The sequence below is a fragment of the Enterobacter cloacae complex sp. P1B genome, assembly GCF_014982345.1.
GTDB lineage: Bacteria > Pseudomonadota > Gammaproteobacteria > Enterobacterales > Enterobacteriaceae > Enterobacter > Enterobacter bugandensis.
In genome coordinates this window covers 110,258-127,793 of sequence record NZ_JADCLF010000006.1, presented here as the reverse complement: position 1 = coordinate 127,793, position 17,536 = coordinate 110,258, and the positions used below count along the sequence as shown (strand labels likewise).

11 protein-coding genes are annotated in these 17,536 nt (G+C 56.8%); 10 read left to right on the top strand and 1 reads right to left on the bottom strand.

The window, feature by feature from the left end:
- Positions 1-5 precede the first annotated feature (5 nt).
- The 9 genes from thyA (at position 6) to recD (ending at position 14,595) form a co-directional block, all read left to right on the top strand.
- Positions 6-800, top strand: coding sequence for a thymidylate synthase (gene thyA / locus INF77_RS05250; protein ID WP_047367463.1), 795 nt, complete (start codon positions 6-8; stop codon positions 798-800).
- 184 nt (positions 801-984) lie between these two features.
- Positions 985-1,449: a prepilin peptidase-dependent protein gene (locus tag INF77_RS05245; RefSeq protein ID WP_028014283.1), complete on the top strand. Its 465-nt coding sequence runs from the start codon at positions 985-987 to the stop codon at positions 1,447-1,449.
- A complete protein-coding gene (locus tag INF77_RS05240; protein WP_193532050.1) occupies positions 1,440-2,000 on the top strand; it encodes a prepilin peptidase-dependent protein in 561 nt (186 codons plus the stop codon). Before INF77_RS05245 ends, INF77_RS05240 begins: the two co-directional genes overlap by 10 nt.
- Positions 1,997-2,398, top strand: coding sequence for a DUF2509 family protein (locus tag INF77_RS05235; RefSeq protein ID WP_059358095.1), 402 nt, complete (start codon positions 1,997-1,999; stop codon positions 2,396-2,398). The genes INF77_RS05240 and INF77_RS05235 overlap by 4 nt, the downstream gene beginning before the upstream one ends.
- On the top strand, positions 2,383-2,706 hold the full coding sequence (locus tag INF77_RS05230; protein WP_048960720.1) for a prepilin-type N-terminal cleavage/methylation domain-containing protein: 324 nt from the start codon (positions 2,383-2,385) through the stop codon (positions 2,704-2,706). The genes INF77_RS05235 and INF77_RS05230 overlap by 16 nt, the downstream gene beginning before the upstream one ends.
- Before the next feature lie 12 nt (positions 2,707-2,718).
- The gene (gene recC / locus INF77_RS05225) at positions 2,719-6,093 is read left to right on the top strand and encodes an exodeoxyribonuclease V subunit gamma (protein ID WP_193532049.1); all 3,375 of its coding nucleotides are present in this window, start codon (positions 2,719-2,721) and stop codon (positions 6,091-6,093) included.
- 263 nt (positions 6,094-6,356) lie between these two features.
- The gene (ptrA, locus tag INF77_RS05220) at positions 6,357-9,239 is read left to right on the top strand and encodes a pitrilysin (protein ID WP_193532048.1); all 2,883 of its coding nucleotides are present in this window, start codon (positions 6,357-6,359) and stop codon (positions 9,237-9,239) included.
- Positions 9,236-12,778 carry an exodeoxyribonuclease V subunit beta gene (gene recB, locus INF77_RS05215; protein WP_193532047.1) on the top strand — a complete coding sequence of 1,181 codons (3,543 nt, stop codon included), beginning with the start codon at positions 9,236-9,238 and terminating at the stop codon, positions 12,776-12,778. The genes ptrA and recB overlap by 4 nt, the downstream gene beginning before the upstream one ends.
- The gene (gene recD, locus INF77_RS05210; protein ID WP_193532046.1) at positions 12,775-14,595 is read left to right on the top strand and encodes an exodeoxyribonuclease V subunit alpha; all 1,821 of its coding nucleotides are present in this window, start codon (positions 12,775-12,777) and stop codon (positions 14,593-14,595) included. The genes recB and recD overlap by 4 nt, the downstream gene beginning before the upstream one ends.
- Positions 14,596-14,616: 21 nt before the next feature.
- On the opposite strand, the gene argA is transcribed toward recD, so the two are convergent.
- A complete protein-coding gene (gene argA / locus INF77_RS05205; protein ID WP_014885072.1) occupies positions 14,617-15,948 on the bottom strand; it encodes an amino-acid N-acetyltransferase in 1,332 nt (443 codons plus the stop codon).
- Positions 15,949-16,174: 226 nt separating this feature from the next.
- On the opposite strand from argA, the gene amiC reads away from it, so the two are divergent.
- Positions 16,175-17,428, top strand: a complete 1,254-nt coding sequence (gene amiC / locus INF77_RS05200; RefSeq protein WP_014885071.1) for an N-acetylmuramoyl-L-alanine amidase AmiC — start codon at positions 16,175-16,177, stop codon at positions 17,426-17,428.
- The last annotated feature ends 108 nt before the right edge of the window (positions 17,429-17,536 follow it).

The window sequence follows — 17,536 nt, the reverse complement described above, 5'->3', positions numbered from 1 at the left end:
GAACCATGAAACAGTATCTTGAATTGATGAAAAAAGTGCTCGATGAGGGCACGCCGAAAAACGACCGTACCGGTACCGGTACGCTCTCCATTTTTGGCCACCAGATGCGCTTCAATCTGCAAGAAGGCTTCCCTCTGGTGACGACGAAGCGCTGCCACCTGCGCTCGATCATTCATGAACTGCTCTGGTTCCTGCAAGGCGACACCAACGTTGCGTATCTGCACGAAAATAACGTCTCCATCTGGGACGAATGGGCAGATGAAAACGGCAACCTGGGCCCGGTTTACGGCAAGCAGTGGCGCGCATGGCCAACGCCTGATGGCCGCCATATTGACCAGATCACCACCGTGATGAACCAGCTGAAAAACGATCCGGACTCGCGCCGAATCATCGTTTCCGCCTGGAACGTGGGCGAGCTGGATAAAATGGCGCTGGCTCCGTGCCACGCGTTCTTCCAGTTCTATGTCGCAGACGGCAAGCTCTCCTGCCAGCTCTACCAGCGCTCCTGTGACGTGTTCCTCGGCCTGCCGTTTAACATTGCCAGCTATGCGCTGTTAGTCCACATGATGGCGCAGCAATGCGACCTGGAAGTGGGTGATTTCGTCTGGACAGGTGGGGACACCCATCTTTACAGCAACCATATGGAACAGACGCATCTTCAGCTCACTCGTGAACCGCGCGCGCTGCCGAAGCTGATTATCAAACGCAAACCGGAATCGATCTTCGATTACCGCTTTGATGATTTTGAGATTGAGGGCTACGACCCGTACCCTGGTATCAAAGCGCCCGTCGCTATCTGATGCGGTAAAGCGTGACATAACCGGTGCTGTTTAGCGCCGGTTTTTTTTCGTCTTTATTCCATTTTCCGAGGCGTTATCCAGAAAACGTGCAACGCGCTGCAACTCTCCTGATACTTCGGATAACGCCTCGTAAAACCATTATTCACCGCTCGCCACACCCACGGCGAATCGCCACACTTCCCGCATGAAAAAAGAGAACGGCTTTACGCTTATCGAAACGCTGGTGGCAGTCTCGCTGGTTGTCATACTCAGCGCCTCAGGTCTGTACGGCTGGGACAGCTGGCAGCGGCAGCAGCGGCTGTGGCAAACCGCCGGCCAGGTGCGCGACTATCTGGTGTTTCTGCGAAATGATGCCAACAGGTACAACCGCGATCATCACATAACCCAGCTGCGGGTTGGGGGACTGGAGTGTCTGGTGAGCGCTGCCGTGCAAGGCTGTGAGAAGGGCAGCCCCTTTGTTCTGATTCCACTCTGGCCAGAGGTCGCGGTGAGCGAGGTCACACCGTCATTAGGGTTCTATGGGTTAAGGGATACGGCATGGGCAGGGCGGATACGCCTGCAAAGCCGTGCCGGAGAATGGCTTATCCTGGTCTCAGACGGAGGGCGCATCAGAATGTGTAAGGTCTCACAAGGAGGTTCATGTCGATGAGACAACGCGGTTTCTCGCTGACAGAAGTTCTGATTGCTACGGCCATCAGTAGCCTGTTGTTGATTGGCGCATCGCGCTTTCTACCCGGATTGCAGCAGGCGGTATTACTGCAATCCGGCCAGAGAGAGCTGGAAGAAGAGGTCTGGCAGCGCCTGTTTGCTCTCGGCAAACAGCTTCAGCGTGCGGGTTACTGTTCGGGGAACTGTCAGGGGCAAGGGCTGGCGATCGCAAGGCAGGGCAGCTGCGTCATTGTTCGGTGGGATGCCAACAGTAACGGTCGTTGGGATCGCAGTGCATCAGAAAACGACAGCACCGGTTTTCGTCTGGAATCGGGCGCGCTGGAAACGCTTCGTGGGGCAACCTCGTGTGAAGGTCAGGGATGGGAAAAGCTCACGGACCCGGACAGGCTCGCCATCGCGCATTTTGTGGTGAGGAAAGTAACACACGCCGGGTTTGCGCCGGAGCTGAATATCGAACTGTCCGCCCTGCGCAACGGCGATCAAGGAGAGCCTTATCAGGCTTTGTATACGGTCACGGGGTACAACCTGTGAACCGTCAACGCGGTATGTCTTCGCTGGCGCTGGTTCTACTTTTACTGGTGCTTGGTACGCTGATCCTCACCGGCCTTAACCAGCAGCTGATAACGTTCAGCGCGCTCGTTGGCGGCGAGAGCCGTTCGCTGCAGCAGCAGGCTTCTGTACAGTCAGCGCTTGAGTGGGGACGCGTTCAGAGCTGGTCACCCGATCCTGAAGTCCAGTGCAAAAAGGCATCCGCGTGGCAAGTGTGTTTGCGGCGGCTGAGTGAGACCACTGTTTTACTGATTGCCGGAGTCAACGACCTGCTGCTCTGGCGTTCAGGAGAGATTATTGACGGTAATATTCGCTTTTCGCCTCACGGCTGGAGTGATTTTTGCCCGCTAAAGGAGCGTTCGCTATGCCAGCTGCCGTAAGCAAAGAAAAAGGATTTAGCATGGTTGAGGTCCTGCTGGCGATGATGCTGCTGGTCATCATCGTCACGGCACTGGCCGGCTATCATCGGGCGCTGGCGGCGCGGTTTACGCTGTTTAACCAGTATCGTCAGCTCTGGCACCACGCCTGGAATCAGGCTCAGCTCTCAACAAATGTTCTGCCCGCAGGCTGGCAGGCCAGTCGGGTGCAGACAACGCACGCAGGATGTGTCAGCATCACGGTTACACTTATTTCTCCTCTGGGGCGACGCGGTGAAATCACGCGTCTGCATTGCCCGGTTAGCCAGTAGTCGGGAGCGTCTATGTTAAGGGTCTACCACTCAAATCGTCTGGATGTGCTGGAAGCACTGATGGAATTTATCGTTGAGCGCGAGCGGCTCGACGATCCTTTTGAGCCTGAAATGGTGCTGGTGCAGAGCACCGGTATGGCACAGTGGCTGCAAATGTCGCTTTCCCGTAAGTTTGGCATTGCCGCGAATATTGATTTCCCGCTGCCCGCGAGCTTTATCTGGGAGATGTTTGTTCGCGTGTTACCGGACATCCCCGAGCAGAGCGCCTTCAACAAGCAGGGCATGAGCTGGAAGCTGATGGCGCTGCTGCCGGAAATGCTCCAGCACGATGAATTCGCCATGCTGCGCCACTACCTCAATGATGATACCGATAAGCGCAAGCTGTTCCAGCTGGCGTCGCGCACCGCCGATCTCTACGACCAATATCTTGTTTACCGTTCTGACTGGTTAATTCGCTGGGAAGCGGGCGAACTGGTTGAAGGGTTACCGGAGGCGCAAATATGGCAGGCACCGCTTTGGAAAGCGCTGGTCGAGCATACGGAGAAACTTGGGCAGCCTAAGTGGCACCGTGCCAACCTCTACGATCGGTTTATCTCAATACTCGAGAATGCGTCGGCGCGTCCAGCCCGACTGCCGTCACGCGTTTTTATCTGTGGGATATCCGCATTACCGCCTGTTTATCTGAAAGCGTTGAATGCGCTGGGTAAACATATCGATATTCATATTTTGTTCACCAACCCTTGCCGACAGTATTGGGGGGATATCCTCGACGAACGTTGGCTTGCGCGGCTGGTGACTCGCCAGCGAAAGCGCCTTTTTGAAGAACGATCCGTCCCGCTGTTTAAAGACGGCTCGACTGCCGGGCAGCTTTTTGATGAAGACGGCATCCAGAACCTGCCCAATCCACTGCTTGCCTCATGGGGGAAGCTGGGGCGTGATTACATTCACATGCTCTCCGATATTACGTCATCAGGCGAAGGTGACGTTGACGCCTTTGTCGAGATCGCCCCGGATAGTCTGCTGCATAATATTCAGTTAGATATTCTGGATCTGGAGAACCGCGCCGTCATGGGCGTGACGGCGAAAGAGTTTGAGCGCAGCGACAGCAAGCGGAAGCTGGACGCTGAGGATCGCAGCATCACGATCCATGTTTGTCATAGCCCGCAGCGTGAGGTCGAAGTGCTTCACGATCGACTGCTGGCGATGCTGCAGGACGACCCTGAACTGACGCCGCGCGATATCGTGGTGATGGTGGCGGACATCGACAGCTACAGTCCCTTTATTCAGGCCGTCTTCGGCAGTGCGACGGGTGAGCGATATCTGCCTTACGCCCTCTCTGACCGTCGTGCCCGTCAGTCGCACCCGGCATTGCAGGCATTTATCACCCTGCTTTCACTGCCGGATAGCCGGTTTATCTCTGAAGATGTTCTGGCGTTACTGGATGTTCCCGTGCTGGCAGCCCGCTTCAACATCAATGAAGAAGGGCTGCGCTATCTTCGCCAGTGGGTAAACGAATCAGGCGTTCGCTGGGGCATCGATGACGATAACGTCCAGGAGTTCGAGCTTCCCCCAACCGGCCAGCATACCTGGCGGTTTGGCCTGACGCGTATGCTGCTGGGCTATGCCATGGAGAGCAGCCAGGGCGAGTGGAACGAAGTGCTGCCTTACGATGAGTCCAGCGGTTTGATTGCTGACCTGGTAGGGCATTTAGCTTCTCTGCTGATGCAGCTTAACCGCTGGCGCCGTGAGCTAATGCAGCCGCGTCCGCTTGAAGAGTGGCTCCCGGTGTGCAGGGCGTTACTTAATGATTTCTTCCTGCCAGACAACGACACCGAAGCGGCGATGGCGCTCATTGAAACGCAGTGGCAGGCTATCGTTGACGAGGGCGTGAATTCCCACTATCGCGAAGCGATTCCTTTGTCGCTGCTGAGAGATGAGTTGACGCAGCGCCTTGACCAGGAGCGAATCAGCCAGCGTTTCCTGGCAGGCCCCATCAATATCTGTACCCTGATGCCAATGCGCTCAATTCCCTTTAAGGTGGTCTGCCTGCTCGGCATGAACGACGGTGTTTATCCTCGGGCCCTGGCACCGCTGGGGTTCGATTTGATGAACGCAGATCCAAAGCGGGGGGACCGTAGCCGTCGTGATGATGACCGCTATCTCTTCCTTGAAGCGCTCATCTCCGCTCAAAGTAAGCTCTATATCAGCTATATCGGGCGTTCCATTCAGGACAACAGCGAGCGCTTCCCCTCCGTTCTGGTGCAGGAACTGGTGGACTATATCGGCCAGAGCCACTATCTGGCTGGGGATGAGGCGCTTAACTGCGACGAAAGCGAGCAGCGGGTGAAGGCGCACATTACCTGTATCCACAGCCGCATGCCGTTTGACCCGGTAAACTATATTGTCAGCGAACAGCAGAGCTATGCCCGCGAATGGCTGCCAGCAGCGAAAAAAGAGGGGAGAGCCCATACGGATTTTATTCAGCCGCTTGATCCGCTGCCCATTAACACTCTGACTTTCGAACAGCTTCAGCGGTTTTGGGCGCATCCGGTGCGCGCCTTCTTCCAGCAGCGATTACAGGTCAACTTCCGCTCTGAAGAGAGCGAAATTCCTGATGCAGAACCCTTTACTCTGGAAGGACTGGAGCGCTATCAGCTAAACCTCCAGCTGCTTAATGCGCTGGTTGAAGAGGAAGATGCAGACAAACTTTACCGCCGCTACCGTGCCGCAGGGCAACTACCTTACGGTGCGTTTGGGGAAATCGTCTGGGAGGCGCAGTGCCAGGAGATGACCGCTCTGGCGGAGCGCGTCAGGGAGCACCGCCAGCCCGGACAAAGCATCGAAATCGATCTCAGCTGCAAGGGCATACAGCTCACGGGCTGGCTAACCCAGGTTCAGCCAGATGGGCTACTGCGCTGGCGGCCTTCTCTGCTCAGCGTTTCACAAGGATTGCAACTCTGGCTGGAACATCTTGTCTACAGTGCGGGTGGGAATAAAGGTGAAAGCCGGATCTTCGTGCGCAAAGAGGGCGAATGGCGCTTCCCACCTATGGAGGCAGAACAGGCGTTACGCTATCTGTCTTTGTATATTGAGGGCTATCTTCAGGGAATGAACAAACCCCTCCTGTTACTGCCCGAAAGTGGCGGTGCGTGGATAAAAGCCTGTTATGACGTGCAAAATGATGCGATGTTAACGGATGAGGCTTCGCTGCAGAAAGCGCGCAGTAAATTTATGCAGGCCTATGAAGGAAACATGATGGTGCGCGGTGAAGGTGAGGATGTCTGGTATCAACGTCTATGGCGAACGCTTGAACCAGAATACTTCGAGGCTATTACGGAAGAGGCACAGCGCTACCTGTTACCGTTGTTTAAGTTTAATCAGTCCTGAGTGCTGTATAAAAATTGCGCAGTATGGGGTGTTCATTTATGATGCACTTCTTATCACGGACTGATGTACCTAAATAAAGAGATGTTGGCGTGTCCAGCACGCAGTTTGTTAATGATGTTTGCCCTAAATAATTCGAGTTGCAGGAAGGCGGCAAGGGCGTGAATCTCCGGGAGCTTACATGAGTAAGTGACTGGGGTGAACGCATGCAGCCGACGCACATGCAACTTGAAGTATGACGGGATAGCCGTGATAAAGAGGTCGTAATGCCAGGCAGCACCTTGTTCAAAGCGTTTGTTTTGTTTGTCGCCCTTTGGGCTCCCGTCACTCAGGCAGACTCCGGTTGGCAACCCGTTCAGGAAACTATCCGTAAGAGCGAAAAAGATACCCGTCAGTATCAGGCTATCCGCCTCGATAACGGTATGACCGTGCTGCTGGTTTCCGATCCGCAGGCGGTGAAATCCCTCTCGGCGTTAGTGGTGCCGGTTGGATCGCTGGAAGATCCTGAGGCGCATCCGGGGCTGGCGCATTACCTCGAACACATGACGCTGATGGGCTCTAAAAAATATCCGCAGCCGGATAGCCTTTCTGAATTCCTGAAAATGCACGGCGGCAGCCACAACGCCAGCACGGCACCGTACCGCACGGCCTTTTATCTCGAAGTCGAAAATGACGCGCTGGCAGGGGCGGTTGATCGTCTTGCCGATGCTATCGCCGCGCCGCTGCTGGATAAAAAATACGCCGACCGCGAGCGCAATGCCGTCAACGCGGAGCTGACCATGGCCCGTACCCGGGACGGTATGCGTATGGCGCAGGTCAGCGCCGAGACCATCAACCCGGCGCATCCGGGCTCACGTTTCTCGGGCGGTAACCTGGAGACGCTGAGCGATAAACCGGGAAGCCCGGTCATTGACGCCCTGCATGCGTTTCGTGACAAATACTACTCCGCCAACCTGATGAAGGCGGTTATTTACAGCAACAAACCGTTGCCGGAGCTTGCCGGACTGGCGGCACAAACGTTTGGCCGGGTGGCGAATAAAAATATTGACCTGCCGAAGATAGACGTACCGGTTGTCACGGACGCGCAAAAAGGGATCGTCATCCACTACGTCCCTGCCATGCCCCGCAAAGTGCTGCGCGTTGAGTTCCGCATTGATAACAACACAGCCCAGTTTCGCAGTAAAACCGACGAGCTGGTGACCTACCTGATTGGTAACCGCAGCCCGGGAACCTTATCTGACTGGCTGCAAAAACAGGGGCTGGTGGAAGGGATCCGCGCCGATTCTGATCCCGTGGTAAACGGCAACAGCGGCGTGCTGGCGATCTCCGCCACCCTGACCGACAAAGGTCAGGCCAACCGTGATGAAGTGGTGGCGGCTATCTTTAGCTACCTCTCTTTACTGCGCGAGAAAGGCGTCGATAAGCGCTATTTTGATGAACTGGCGCACGTGCTGGATCTCGATTTCCGTTACCCGTCCATTACCCGCGATATGGATTACGTGGAGTGGCTGGCGGATACTATGATCCGCGTGCCGGTGGCGCATACGCTCGACGCGGTCAATATTGCCGATCGTTATGATGCCGAGGCGGTTAAAGCACGCCTGGCGATGATGACGCCGCAAAATGCCCGCATCTGGTACATCAGCCCGAACGAACCGCATAACAAGACGGCATACTTTGTTGATGCCCCTTATCAGGTAGACAAAATCAGTGACCAGACCTTCGCCGACTGGCAGAAGAAGGCCGGTGAGATTGCGTTGAAGCTGCCGGAGCTGAACCCCTATATCCCGGATGATTTCTCGCTGATCAAAACGACTAAGGATTATCCGCACCCGAAGCTCATTATTGATGAACCGACGCTGCGCGTGGTGTATACCCCAAGCCGTTATTTTGCGAGCGAGCCAAAGGCCGATGTCAGCGTGGTCCTGCGTAACCCGAAAGCGATGAACAGCGCCAAAAATCAGGTGATGTTCGCGCTCAATGACTATCTGGCCGGTATCGCGCTCGATCAGCTCAGCAACCAGGCGGCCGTGGGCGGGATCAGTTTCTCCACCAATGCCAACAACGGTTTGATGCTTAATGCAAATGGCTATACTCAGCGTCTGCCTCAGCTTTTCAAGGCACTGCTCGAGGGTTACTTCAGCTACACGCCAACGGAAGAGCAGCTTGAGCAGGCTAAATCCTGGTATGCGCAGATGATGGATTCTGCAGAAAAGGGCAAAGCTTACGATCAGGCGCTTATGCCGGCACAAATGCTGTCGCAAATACCTTATTTCCAGCGTGAAGAACGCCGTGCCTTGCTGCCATCAATCTCATTAAAAGAGGTGCTGGCTTACCGTGACTCGCTAAAAACCAACACGCGCCCGGAGTTTCTTATCGTCGGCAACATGAGCGAAGATCAGGCCAAAACGCTGGCAGAAAATGTTCGCACGCAGCTCGGTTCGAAAGGGGACGAGTGGTGCCGTAACCAGGACGTGCTGGTTGAGAAAAAACAGAATGTGATCTTTGAAAAAGTGGGGAGCAGCACCGATTCCGCGCTGGCCGCGGTGTTTGTGCCAACGGGCTATGATGAATTCGCAAGCTCTGCGCAGAGCGCCGTTCTGGGTCAGATTATTCAGCCGTGGTTCTATAACCAGCTGCGCACAGAAGAGCAGCTTGGCTATGCGGTATTTGCTTTCTCAATGAACGTGGGGCGTCAATGGGGGCTGGGCTTCCTGCTGCAAAGCAGCGACAAACAGCCGGCCTATCTCTGGCGCCGCTATCAGGCGTTCTTCCCGCAGGTGGAAGCAAAACTGCGGGCCATGAAGCCGGAAGAGTTTGCTCAGATCCAGCAGGCCGTCATCGCGCAGGTGATGCAGCCGCCGCAGACGCTGGGCGAAGAGGCGTCACAGCTGAGCAAAGATTTCGATCGCGGTAATCTGAAATTTGATTCGCGTGATAAAGTAGTGGCCGAGATAAAACAGCTGACGCCGCAGAAGGCTGCCGATTTCTTCCATCAGGCCGTGATTAAGCCGCAGGGCATCACTATCCTGTCTCAGGTTTCCGGTAGCCAGAACGGGAAAACGGACTACGTGAACCCGAAAGGCTGGAAAGTCTGGAAGAGCGTCAGCGCGTTGCAGCAATCTATGCCCTGGAGTAAGAAAGAATGACCGATACCGCTGAGTCCCTTGATCCCTTACGTTTACCTCTGCAGGGTGAACGATTGATTGAAGCCTCAGCGGGAACGGGAAAAACCTTCACCATCGCCGCGCTCTATCTGCGCCTGCTGTTAGGCCTTGGCGGTAACGCCGCTTTTCCTCGTCCTTTGAGCGTTGAAGAGCTGCTGGTCGTTACCTTTACCGAGGCCGCCACCGCTGAGCTGCGCGGCCGTATTCGTACCAATATCCACGAACTGCGCATCGCCTGTCTGCGCCAGAGCACGGATAACCCTCTCTACGCGAGCCTTCTGGAAGAGATTGCCGATAAGCAACAGGCAGCCCAGTGGCTGCTCCTCGCAGAAAGGCAGATGGACGAAGCGTCCGTCTTCACCATTCACGGTTTTTGCCAGCGCATGCTGAGCCTGAATGCGTTTGAATCCGGCATGCTGTTTGAGCAACAGCTTATTGAAGATGAATCCGTGCTTCGCTATCAGGCCTGCGCGGATTTCTGGCGTCGCCACTGCTATCCGTTACAGCGGGATATTGCGGAAGCGGTACATGCGTTGTGGAAGGGGCCAGAAGCACTGCTGCGCGCCATCGATCGTTATCTTCAGGGGGAAGCGCCGGTCATCAAATCTCCGCCCCCGGCGGATGAAACCCTGGCCTCACGCCATGAAAAAATCATCGCTAAAATTGCCGACATCAAACAAAAATGGATTGAGTCAGTCGGTGAGATTGACGCGGTCATCGAGAATTCCGGGATCGATCGACGTAAGTTCAATCGCGGCAACCAGGGCAAATGGATCGAGAAAATCAGCGCGTGGGCGCAGGAAGAGACGCGCGGTTACCAGCTCCCGGATGCGCTGGAGAAATTCTCCCGGCGTTTCCTGGTTGAGCGGACCAAAGCCGACGGTATCGTGCCTGAACATCCCCTGTTTCTGGCGATTGAAACCCTGCTGGCGGAGCCCCTGACGCTCAACGATCTGATGATCACTCGCGCTATGACGGAGATCCGCGACGCCGTCGCGCGTGAAAAGCGTCGCCGGGGCGAACTGGGGTTCGACGATATGCTGAGCCGACTTGATGCGGCGCTGTGCAGTGAGAATGGCGAAGCGCTTGCCGCCGCGATTCGCACCCGCTTTCCGGTCGCGATGATTGACGAATTTCAGGACACCGACCCACAGCAATACCGCATTTTCCGCCGTATCTGGCGCCAGCAGCCCGGCACCGCGCTGTTGTTAATCGGCGATCCTAAGCAGGCCATTTACGCCTTCCGCGGTGCGGATATTTTCACCTACATGAAAGCCCGCAGCGAGGTTGACGCACACTACACGCTCGACACCAACTGGCGCTCTTCTCCCGGCATGGTGGAAAGCGTCAATGCGCTCTTCAGCCGCATGGATACGGCGTTTATGTTCCGGGAGATCCCTTTCCAGCCGGTCAAGTTCGCCCCTAAAAATACCGCGTTGCGCTTCGAGGTTAATGGCGAAACTCAGCCAGCCATGAACTTCTGGCTACTTGACGGGGAAGGCTGGGGCGTCGCGGACTATCAAAATGCTATGGCCCAGCACTGTGCGGCGCAAATTAGGGACTGGCTCAGCGCAGGCGCGCGCGGCGATGCGCTGCTGTGGAAGGAGGATAAACCAGCCCCGGTAAAGGCATCTGATATCACGGTGCTGGTGCGCAGCCGTCAGGAGGCCGCGCTTATCCGCGACGCCCTGACGCTACTGAATATACCTTCCGTTTACCTCTCCAACCGCGACAGCGTTTTTGAAACGCTGGAAGCCCTCGAGATGCTATGGCTGCTGCAGGCTGTACTGGCCCCGGAGCGTGAAAGCACGCTCCGCAGCGCCTTAGCGAGCGCGATGCTCGGGCTGAACGCGCGTGACATTGATGCGCTTAATACTGACGAATCCGCGTGGGATGCCGTGGTAGAAGAGTTTGTGCGCTACCGTGAAAAATGGCAGAAGCGCGGCGTGATGGCGATGGTGCGCGAGCTCATGGCACATCGTCACATTGCGGAAAACATGCTGGCGACAGCGGGCGGCGAGCGCCGTCTGACCGATATTTTGCACATCAGCGAGCTGCTCCAGGAAGCGGGTACGCAGCTGGAGAGCGAGCATGCTCTGGTGCGCTGGCTGGCCCAGCAGATTGCCGACCCTAACAACAATTCTTCCAGCCAGCAGATGCGCCTCGAGAGCGATAAACATCTGGTGCAGATCGTCACCATTCACAAGTCGAAAGGCCTGGAGTATCCGCTGGTCTGGCTGCCGTTTATCGCCAATTATCGCGTACAGGACCAGGCTTTTTACCACGATCGCGAGTCGTTCGAAGCGGTACTCGACCTCAGCAACGCGGAGTCCAGCGTCGAGCTGGCCGAAGCCGAGCGTCTCGCGGAAGACCTGCGCCTGCTATATGTGGCGCTGACCCGTTCGGTCTGGCACTGTTCCCTGGGCGTCGCGCCGCTGTTCCGTCGCCGTGGCGAAAAGAGCGGCGAGAGTGATTTTCATCTGAGCGCGCTGGGGCGGCTTATTCAGCGCGGCGAGCCTAAAGATGCCGCAGGGCTGCGCCAGTGCATCGAATCACTTTGCTCAGAGCATGTTGCCCTGCATATTCCCTCCCAGCCCGACAGCAGCCGCTGGCAGACGCCGGAGCAGGGAGAGTCAGCGCTGCATGCCCGCGAGGTGGCTCGCACAATCACTGACGACTGGCGCGTCACCAGTTACTCCGGTTTACAGCAGCACGGACAGAGTATTGCGCAAGATCTGATGCCAAAACTGGACGTGGATGCCGCTGGGGCCGGGAGCGTGCCCGTCGAGCCGGCGCTCACGCCGCATCAGTTTCCGCGCGGCGCCTCGCCGGGCACGTTTTTGCACAGCTTGTTTGAAGAGCTGGATTTTACCCAGCCGGTATCAGAAGAGTGGGTGCTGAAGATGTTACAGAGCGGCGGCTACGACGCACAGTGGCAGCCGGTTCTCACTGAATGGATCCGCGCTGTTCTGCACGCGCCGCTCACGGCGCAGGGGATCTCGCTGAGCCAGCTGACCGCCAAAGATAAGCAGGTGGAGATGGAGTTTTACCTCCCCATCGCCAGCCCGCTCAAGGCCGAGGCGCTTGATGCGCTGATCCGCGAGTACGATCCGTTATCCGCCGGGTGTCCGCCGCTGAATTTCCGCCAGGTGCAGGGGATGCTGAAAGGCTTTATCGACCTGGTTTTCCGCCACGAAGGGCGCTACTACCTGCTGGATTACAAATCGAACTGGCTGGGGGCAAACAGCGAAGCCTATACCCAGCAGGCGATGGCCTCAGCGATGCAAATGCATCGCTACGATCTGCAGTATCAGCTTTACACCCTGGCGCTGCACCGTTACCTGCGCCATCGCATGGCCGATTATCGCTATGAAGATCATTTTGGCGGCGTCATTTACCTGTTCCTGCGCGGCGTGGATGCTAACGACCCGCGTTCGGGTATCTTCAGCACCCGTCCGGCTGTGGAGTTGATTGAAAAGATGGATAACTTGTTTGCTGCAAGCACGGAGGAAGTAGCATGACGATGCAGGCGCTACTGCTGGACGCAATTGAACAACGTGCACTTCGCCACCTGGACTTACAATTTGCCATGATGGTGGCGGGCGAAGAGCCTGCCGTCATGCTTGCCGCGGCGATCCTGAGTAAAGATGCGGGAGAAGGGCATGTCTGTCTGCCGCTTTCACGTCTGGTGGTGGATGAGAAAATGCCGCCGGCTTTACAGGCGTGTTTCGCGCTTCTGGGTGAGGCAGTGGACTGGCAAGAAATATTACTCCGCTCGCCCGCCGTCAGCAGCGCCGATACCGGTACGCCAATGATTTTGACGGGTGAGCGTTTGTATCTGAACCGGCTGTGGCGTAACGAACTGACGGTGGCGCGCTTTTTCAGCGAGACCAATGCTCCGCTCCCGTGCGATGAAGCACTGCTCCGGCAAACGCTGGATACGCTGTTTACCTCTGACGACGAGACAGACTGGCAGAAAGTGGCGGCAGCAGTGGCGTTAACGCGGCGAATATCGGTGATTTCGGGCGGGCCGGGCACCGGTAAAACGACCACCGTGGCTAAGCTGCTTGCCGCGCTGATTCAGTTATCGGGTGAGCAAAAGTGTCGTATCCGCCTGGCGGCACCCACCGGTAAAGCGGCTGCACGTCTGACGGAGTCGTTAGGCGGCGCGCTGCAAAAACTGCCGCTTACCGGGGAGCGGCTTGCGCTTTTCCCTAACGAAGCCAGCACGCTGCACCGCTTGCTCGGCGCGCAGCCGGGTAGCCAGCGTCTGCGCTACCATGCCGGTAACCCGCTGCATCTGGACGTGCTGGTGGTGGATGAAGCATCGATGATTGACCTGACGATGATGTCGCGTTTGATTGATGCGTTGCCGCCGCACGCGCGCGTCATTTTCCTCGGCGACCGCGATCAGCTTGCCTCCGTTGAGGCCGGGGCCGTGCTGGGCGATATCTGCACCTATGCCAGCCTGGGGTATACCGCTGAACGCGCTGAGGAGCTGGCGCGCCTGACCGGATGTTCGCTCGCGGCTGAAAACCATTTACTTGCGGGGGCGCTGCGCGACAGCCTGTGTCTGCTGCAAAAAAGCTACCGTTTTGGCAGCGACTCCGGCATTGGTCAGCTTGCGGCGGCGGTGAACCGGGGCGACCGGCACGCTACCTGTGCGGTATTTGAAGGTACCTTTACCGATATTGAGAAAAAATCGCTGCAAACCGGGGAAGAGTATCAGGCGATGCTGGATGACGCCCTGCTGGGGTACCAAGATTTTCTGACGGGCGTACAGCAGCAAAGCACGCCGGAGCAGGTCATTGCCGCGTTTGGCGAATACCAGCTGCTCTGCGCGTTGAGGGAAGGGCCCTTTGGCGTCAGCGGCCTGAACGACAGGCTGGAACAGCTGCTGGCGCAAAAGCGTAAAATCAACCGTACTCCGCACTCGCGTTGGTATGAAGGCCGGCCGGTGATGATCTCCCGCAACGACAGCGCGCTGGGGTTGTTTAACGGGGATATCGGGATTGCGCTCGATCGCGGGCAGGGGCTTCGCGTCTGGTTCCAGATGCCGGACGGTAGCGTGAAGTCCTTCCAGCCGAGCCGTTTGCCCGAGCATGAAACTGCCTGGGCGATGACGGTGCATAAATCCCAGGGTTCTGAGTTTAACCATGCGGCACTTATCCTGCCCACACAGCTTTCCCCTGTCGTTACCCGCGAGCTGATCTATACCGCTATTACGCGCGCGCGTCAGCGCCTGTCGCTGTATACCGATGAACGGGTGCTGGTACAGGCGATTGCCACCCGCACGGAACGCCGAAGCGGGCTGAGCGCGATATTTGACTCTCTCTGAACGACGCCGGCAAAGAAAGGATTACCCCAGGTCGGCCATCAGCACTTTCGAACGGCGCTGATAGTTGTACATCTCTTTCTTCGTTTCCGGCAGAGAATCAATATCCACCGGCGTGAACCCGCGTTCCTGGAACCAGTGAATGCTGCGCGTCGTCAGGACGAACAGCTTGCTCAGCCCCATCTGACGCGCCTGTGCCGCCACGCGCTCAAGCAGCATTTCGCCGCGTGAAGAGCTGCGGTAATCCGGGTGCACCGCCACGCAGGCCATTTCTCCGATTTTCTCTTCCGGGAACGGATAGAGGGCGGCGCAGGCAATGGTCAGGTTATCGCGCTGGATAATGGTGAATTTGTCGATCTCCATCTCCAGCTGCTCGCGGGAGCGACGAACCAGAATACCCTGCTGTTCCAGCGGACGGATCAGCTCCAGAATGCCGCCGATATCGTTGATGGTCGCGCGGCGAATCTGCTCCGCACTTTCCATCACAATCTGGGTGCCAATACCGTCGCGGGAGAACAGCTCCTGCAGCAGAGCTCCGTCTTCCTGATAGCTGATCAGGTGACTACGGCGCACGCCGCTGCGGCAGGCCTTCACGGCGCCACGCAGGAAGCGGACGGTGCCGGAGTGGTAATCCCCTTCGGCTTCCAGCGCTTCAACGCGGGCCTGCGCTTCATTCGGGAAGAGTTCCGGCACAATCACCCCTTCATCGTTTACGACGCCCTGGGAGGAGCAAAACCCAATCATTTTTTCCGCCTTCAGCTTGATCGCCAACTGGGTGGCAATCTCTTCGGACGTCAGGTTAAAGCTTTCACCGGTTACGGAAACCGCCACCGGCCCCATCAGCACAATGGCACCGCTGTCGAGCTGACGGTGAATGGCCTCTTCATCAATACGACGAATGCGGCCGCTGTGGCAGTAATCCACGCCATCGTCCACGCCGAGCGGCTGGGCAATGATAAAGTTGCCGCTCACGACGTTGATATGCGCGCCCTGTAGCGGCGTGTTGTTCAGGCTCATCGACAGGCGAGCGGTGATATCCAGCTGCAGCAGACCCGCCGCCTGCTTCACCAGCTCCAGGGTTTTGGCATCCGTGACGCGGGTATGTTTGTGGTAAATCGGCTCGTGGTGGTGAGCGGCCAGGTTGGCGTCGATCTGCGGGCGCGCGCCATAGACCACCACCAGGCGGATCCCGAGGCTGTGCAGCAGGCCAATGTCATTGACGATGCTGGAAAAATTTTCATGCTCAATGGCTTCGCCGCCCAGCATGATGACAAACGTTTTTCCCCGGTGGGCGTTGATATAGGGAACAGAATGGCGGAATCCCTGGACCAGTTCGGTTCTACGTTCCTTCACCATGGCACAACCCTTAATGAATGTTTATTCGTAATTTATGTATTTTTATTCGATTGTGGGCGCGTGTGCAAGTGCAAATTTTCTGCGACCTACAGAAATTAATAAGTAATCCGTGCGTTAACGTATGATTGTTTACCCTTTTATAGATGACAGTTTATGCGTCATTCGTTAAAGTTTTCGGTCAATCTGCACTTTTGTATATCAGTTTGTTTTCTTGCTCGGGAGAAGCATGTCGGGATCCAATTCAGCAATAAGCCGCCGCCGTTTGTTAAAAGGGGCCGGGGCAATGTGGTTGCTTAGCGTCAGCCAGGTCGGTCTTGCCGCCACGAGTCAGGTGGTGGCGGTGCGCGTCTGGCCGTCGTCGACCTATACGCGCGTGACGGTTGAATCCAATCGCGTGCTGAAATATAAGCAATTTGCCCTCAGCAACCCTGAACGCGTGGTGGTGGATCTCGAAGGGGTGAACCTCAACTCCGTGCTGAAAGGCATGGCGGCGCAGATCCGCGGTGACGATCCGTTTATTAAATCGGCGCGCGTCGGTCAGTTTGATCCGCAAACCGTGCGCATGGTGTTTGAGCTTAAGCAGAACGTTAAGCCGCAGCTGTTCGCCCTGGCGCCCGTCGCGACGTTTAAAGAGCGTCTGGTGATGGATCTTTACCCGGCGAATGCGACGGATATTCAGGATCCGCTTCTCGCCCTGCTGGAGGATTACAACAAAGGCGATCTTCAGCGTCAGGTGCCGCCTGCGCAAAGCGGCCCGCAGCCGGGGAAAGCAGGGCGCGATCGTCCGATTGTGATCATGCTCGATCCCGGCCACGGCGGCGAAGACTCCGGTGCGGTGGGGAAATACCATACGCGTGAAAAAGACGTGGTGCTGCAAATTGCCCGTCGTCTGAAGGCGTTAATTGATAAAGAGGGCAATATGCGCGCCTACATGACGCGCAATGAGGATGTCTTTATCCCGCTGAAGGTGAGGGTGGCGAAAGCGCAGAAGCAGCGTGCCGATCTGTTCGTCTCGATCCATGCGGATGCCTTTACCAGCCGCCAGCCGAGCGGCTCGTCGGTGTTTGCGCTCTCAACCAAGGGCGCGACCAGTACCGCGGCGCGATACCTTGCGGACACCCAGAACGCCTCGGACCTGATCGGTGGCGTGAGCAAAAGCGGCGACCGCTACGTCGACCACACCATGTTCGACATGGTGCAGTCCCTGACCATTAACGACAGCCTGAAGTTTGGTAAAGCGGTGCTGGGCAAGCTGGGGAACATCAATAAGCTGCACAAAAACAGCGTTGAGCAGGCCGGGTTTGCGGTGCTGAAGGCACCGGATATCCCGTCCATTCTGGTAGAAACCGCGTTTATCAGTAACGTTGAAGAAGAGCGTAAGCTCAAGACGGCAAAGTTCCAGCAGGAGGTGGCGGAGTCGATTCTGGCGGGGATACGGGCGTATTTCTCAGACGGGGCGACGCTGGCGCGGCGCGGGTAGGTTTTTAGCCGGGTGAAATGCCCGGCAAATTCACAAACGGCAGATACAAAAAAACACCCTTAAGGGTGTTTATTGTTTTTAGAAGTGTTGGTTGCGGGGGCCGGATTT

Coding starts and splice junctions, on each gene's coding strand:
- recB (WP_193532047.1), top strand. CDS start 9,236: ATGACCGATACCGCTGAGTCCCTTGATCCCTTACGTTTACCTCTGCAG.
- recD (WP_193532046.1), top strand. CDS start 12,775: ATGACGATGCAGGCGCTACTGCTGGACGCAATTGAACAACGTGCACTT.
- INF77_RS05245 (WP_028014283.1), top strand. CDS start 985: ATGAAAAAAGAGAACGGCTTTACGCTTATCGAAACGCTGGTGGCAGTC.
- INF77_RS05240 (WP_193532050.1), top strand. CDS start 1,440: ATGTCGATGAGACAACGCGGTTTCTCGCTGACAGAAGTTCTGATTGCT.
- INF77_RS05230 (WP_048960720.1), top strand. CDS start 2,383: ATGCCAGCTGCCGTAAGCAAAGAAAAAGGATTTAGCATGGTTGAGGTC.
- argA (WP_014885072.1), bottom strand. CDS start 15,948: ATGGTGAAGGAACGTAGAACCGAACTGGTCCAGGGATTCCGCCATTCT.
- thyA (WP_047367463.1), top strand. CDS start 6: ATGAAACAGTATCTTGAATTGATGAAAAAAGTGCTCGATGAGGGCACG.
- ptrA (WP_193532048.1), top strand. CDS start 6,357: ATGCCAGGCAGCACCTTGTTCAAAGCGTTTGTTTTGTTTGTCGCCCTT.
- amiC (WP_014885071.1), top strand. CDS start 16,175: ATGTCGGGATCCAATTCAGCAATAAGCCGCCGCCGTTTGTTAAAAGGG.
- recC (WP_193532049.1), top strand. CDS start 2,719: ATGTTAAGGGTCTACCACTCAAATCGTCTGGATGTGCTGGAAGCACTG.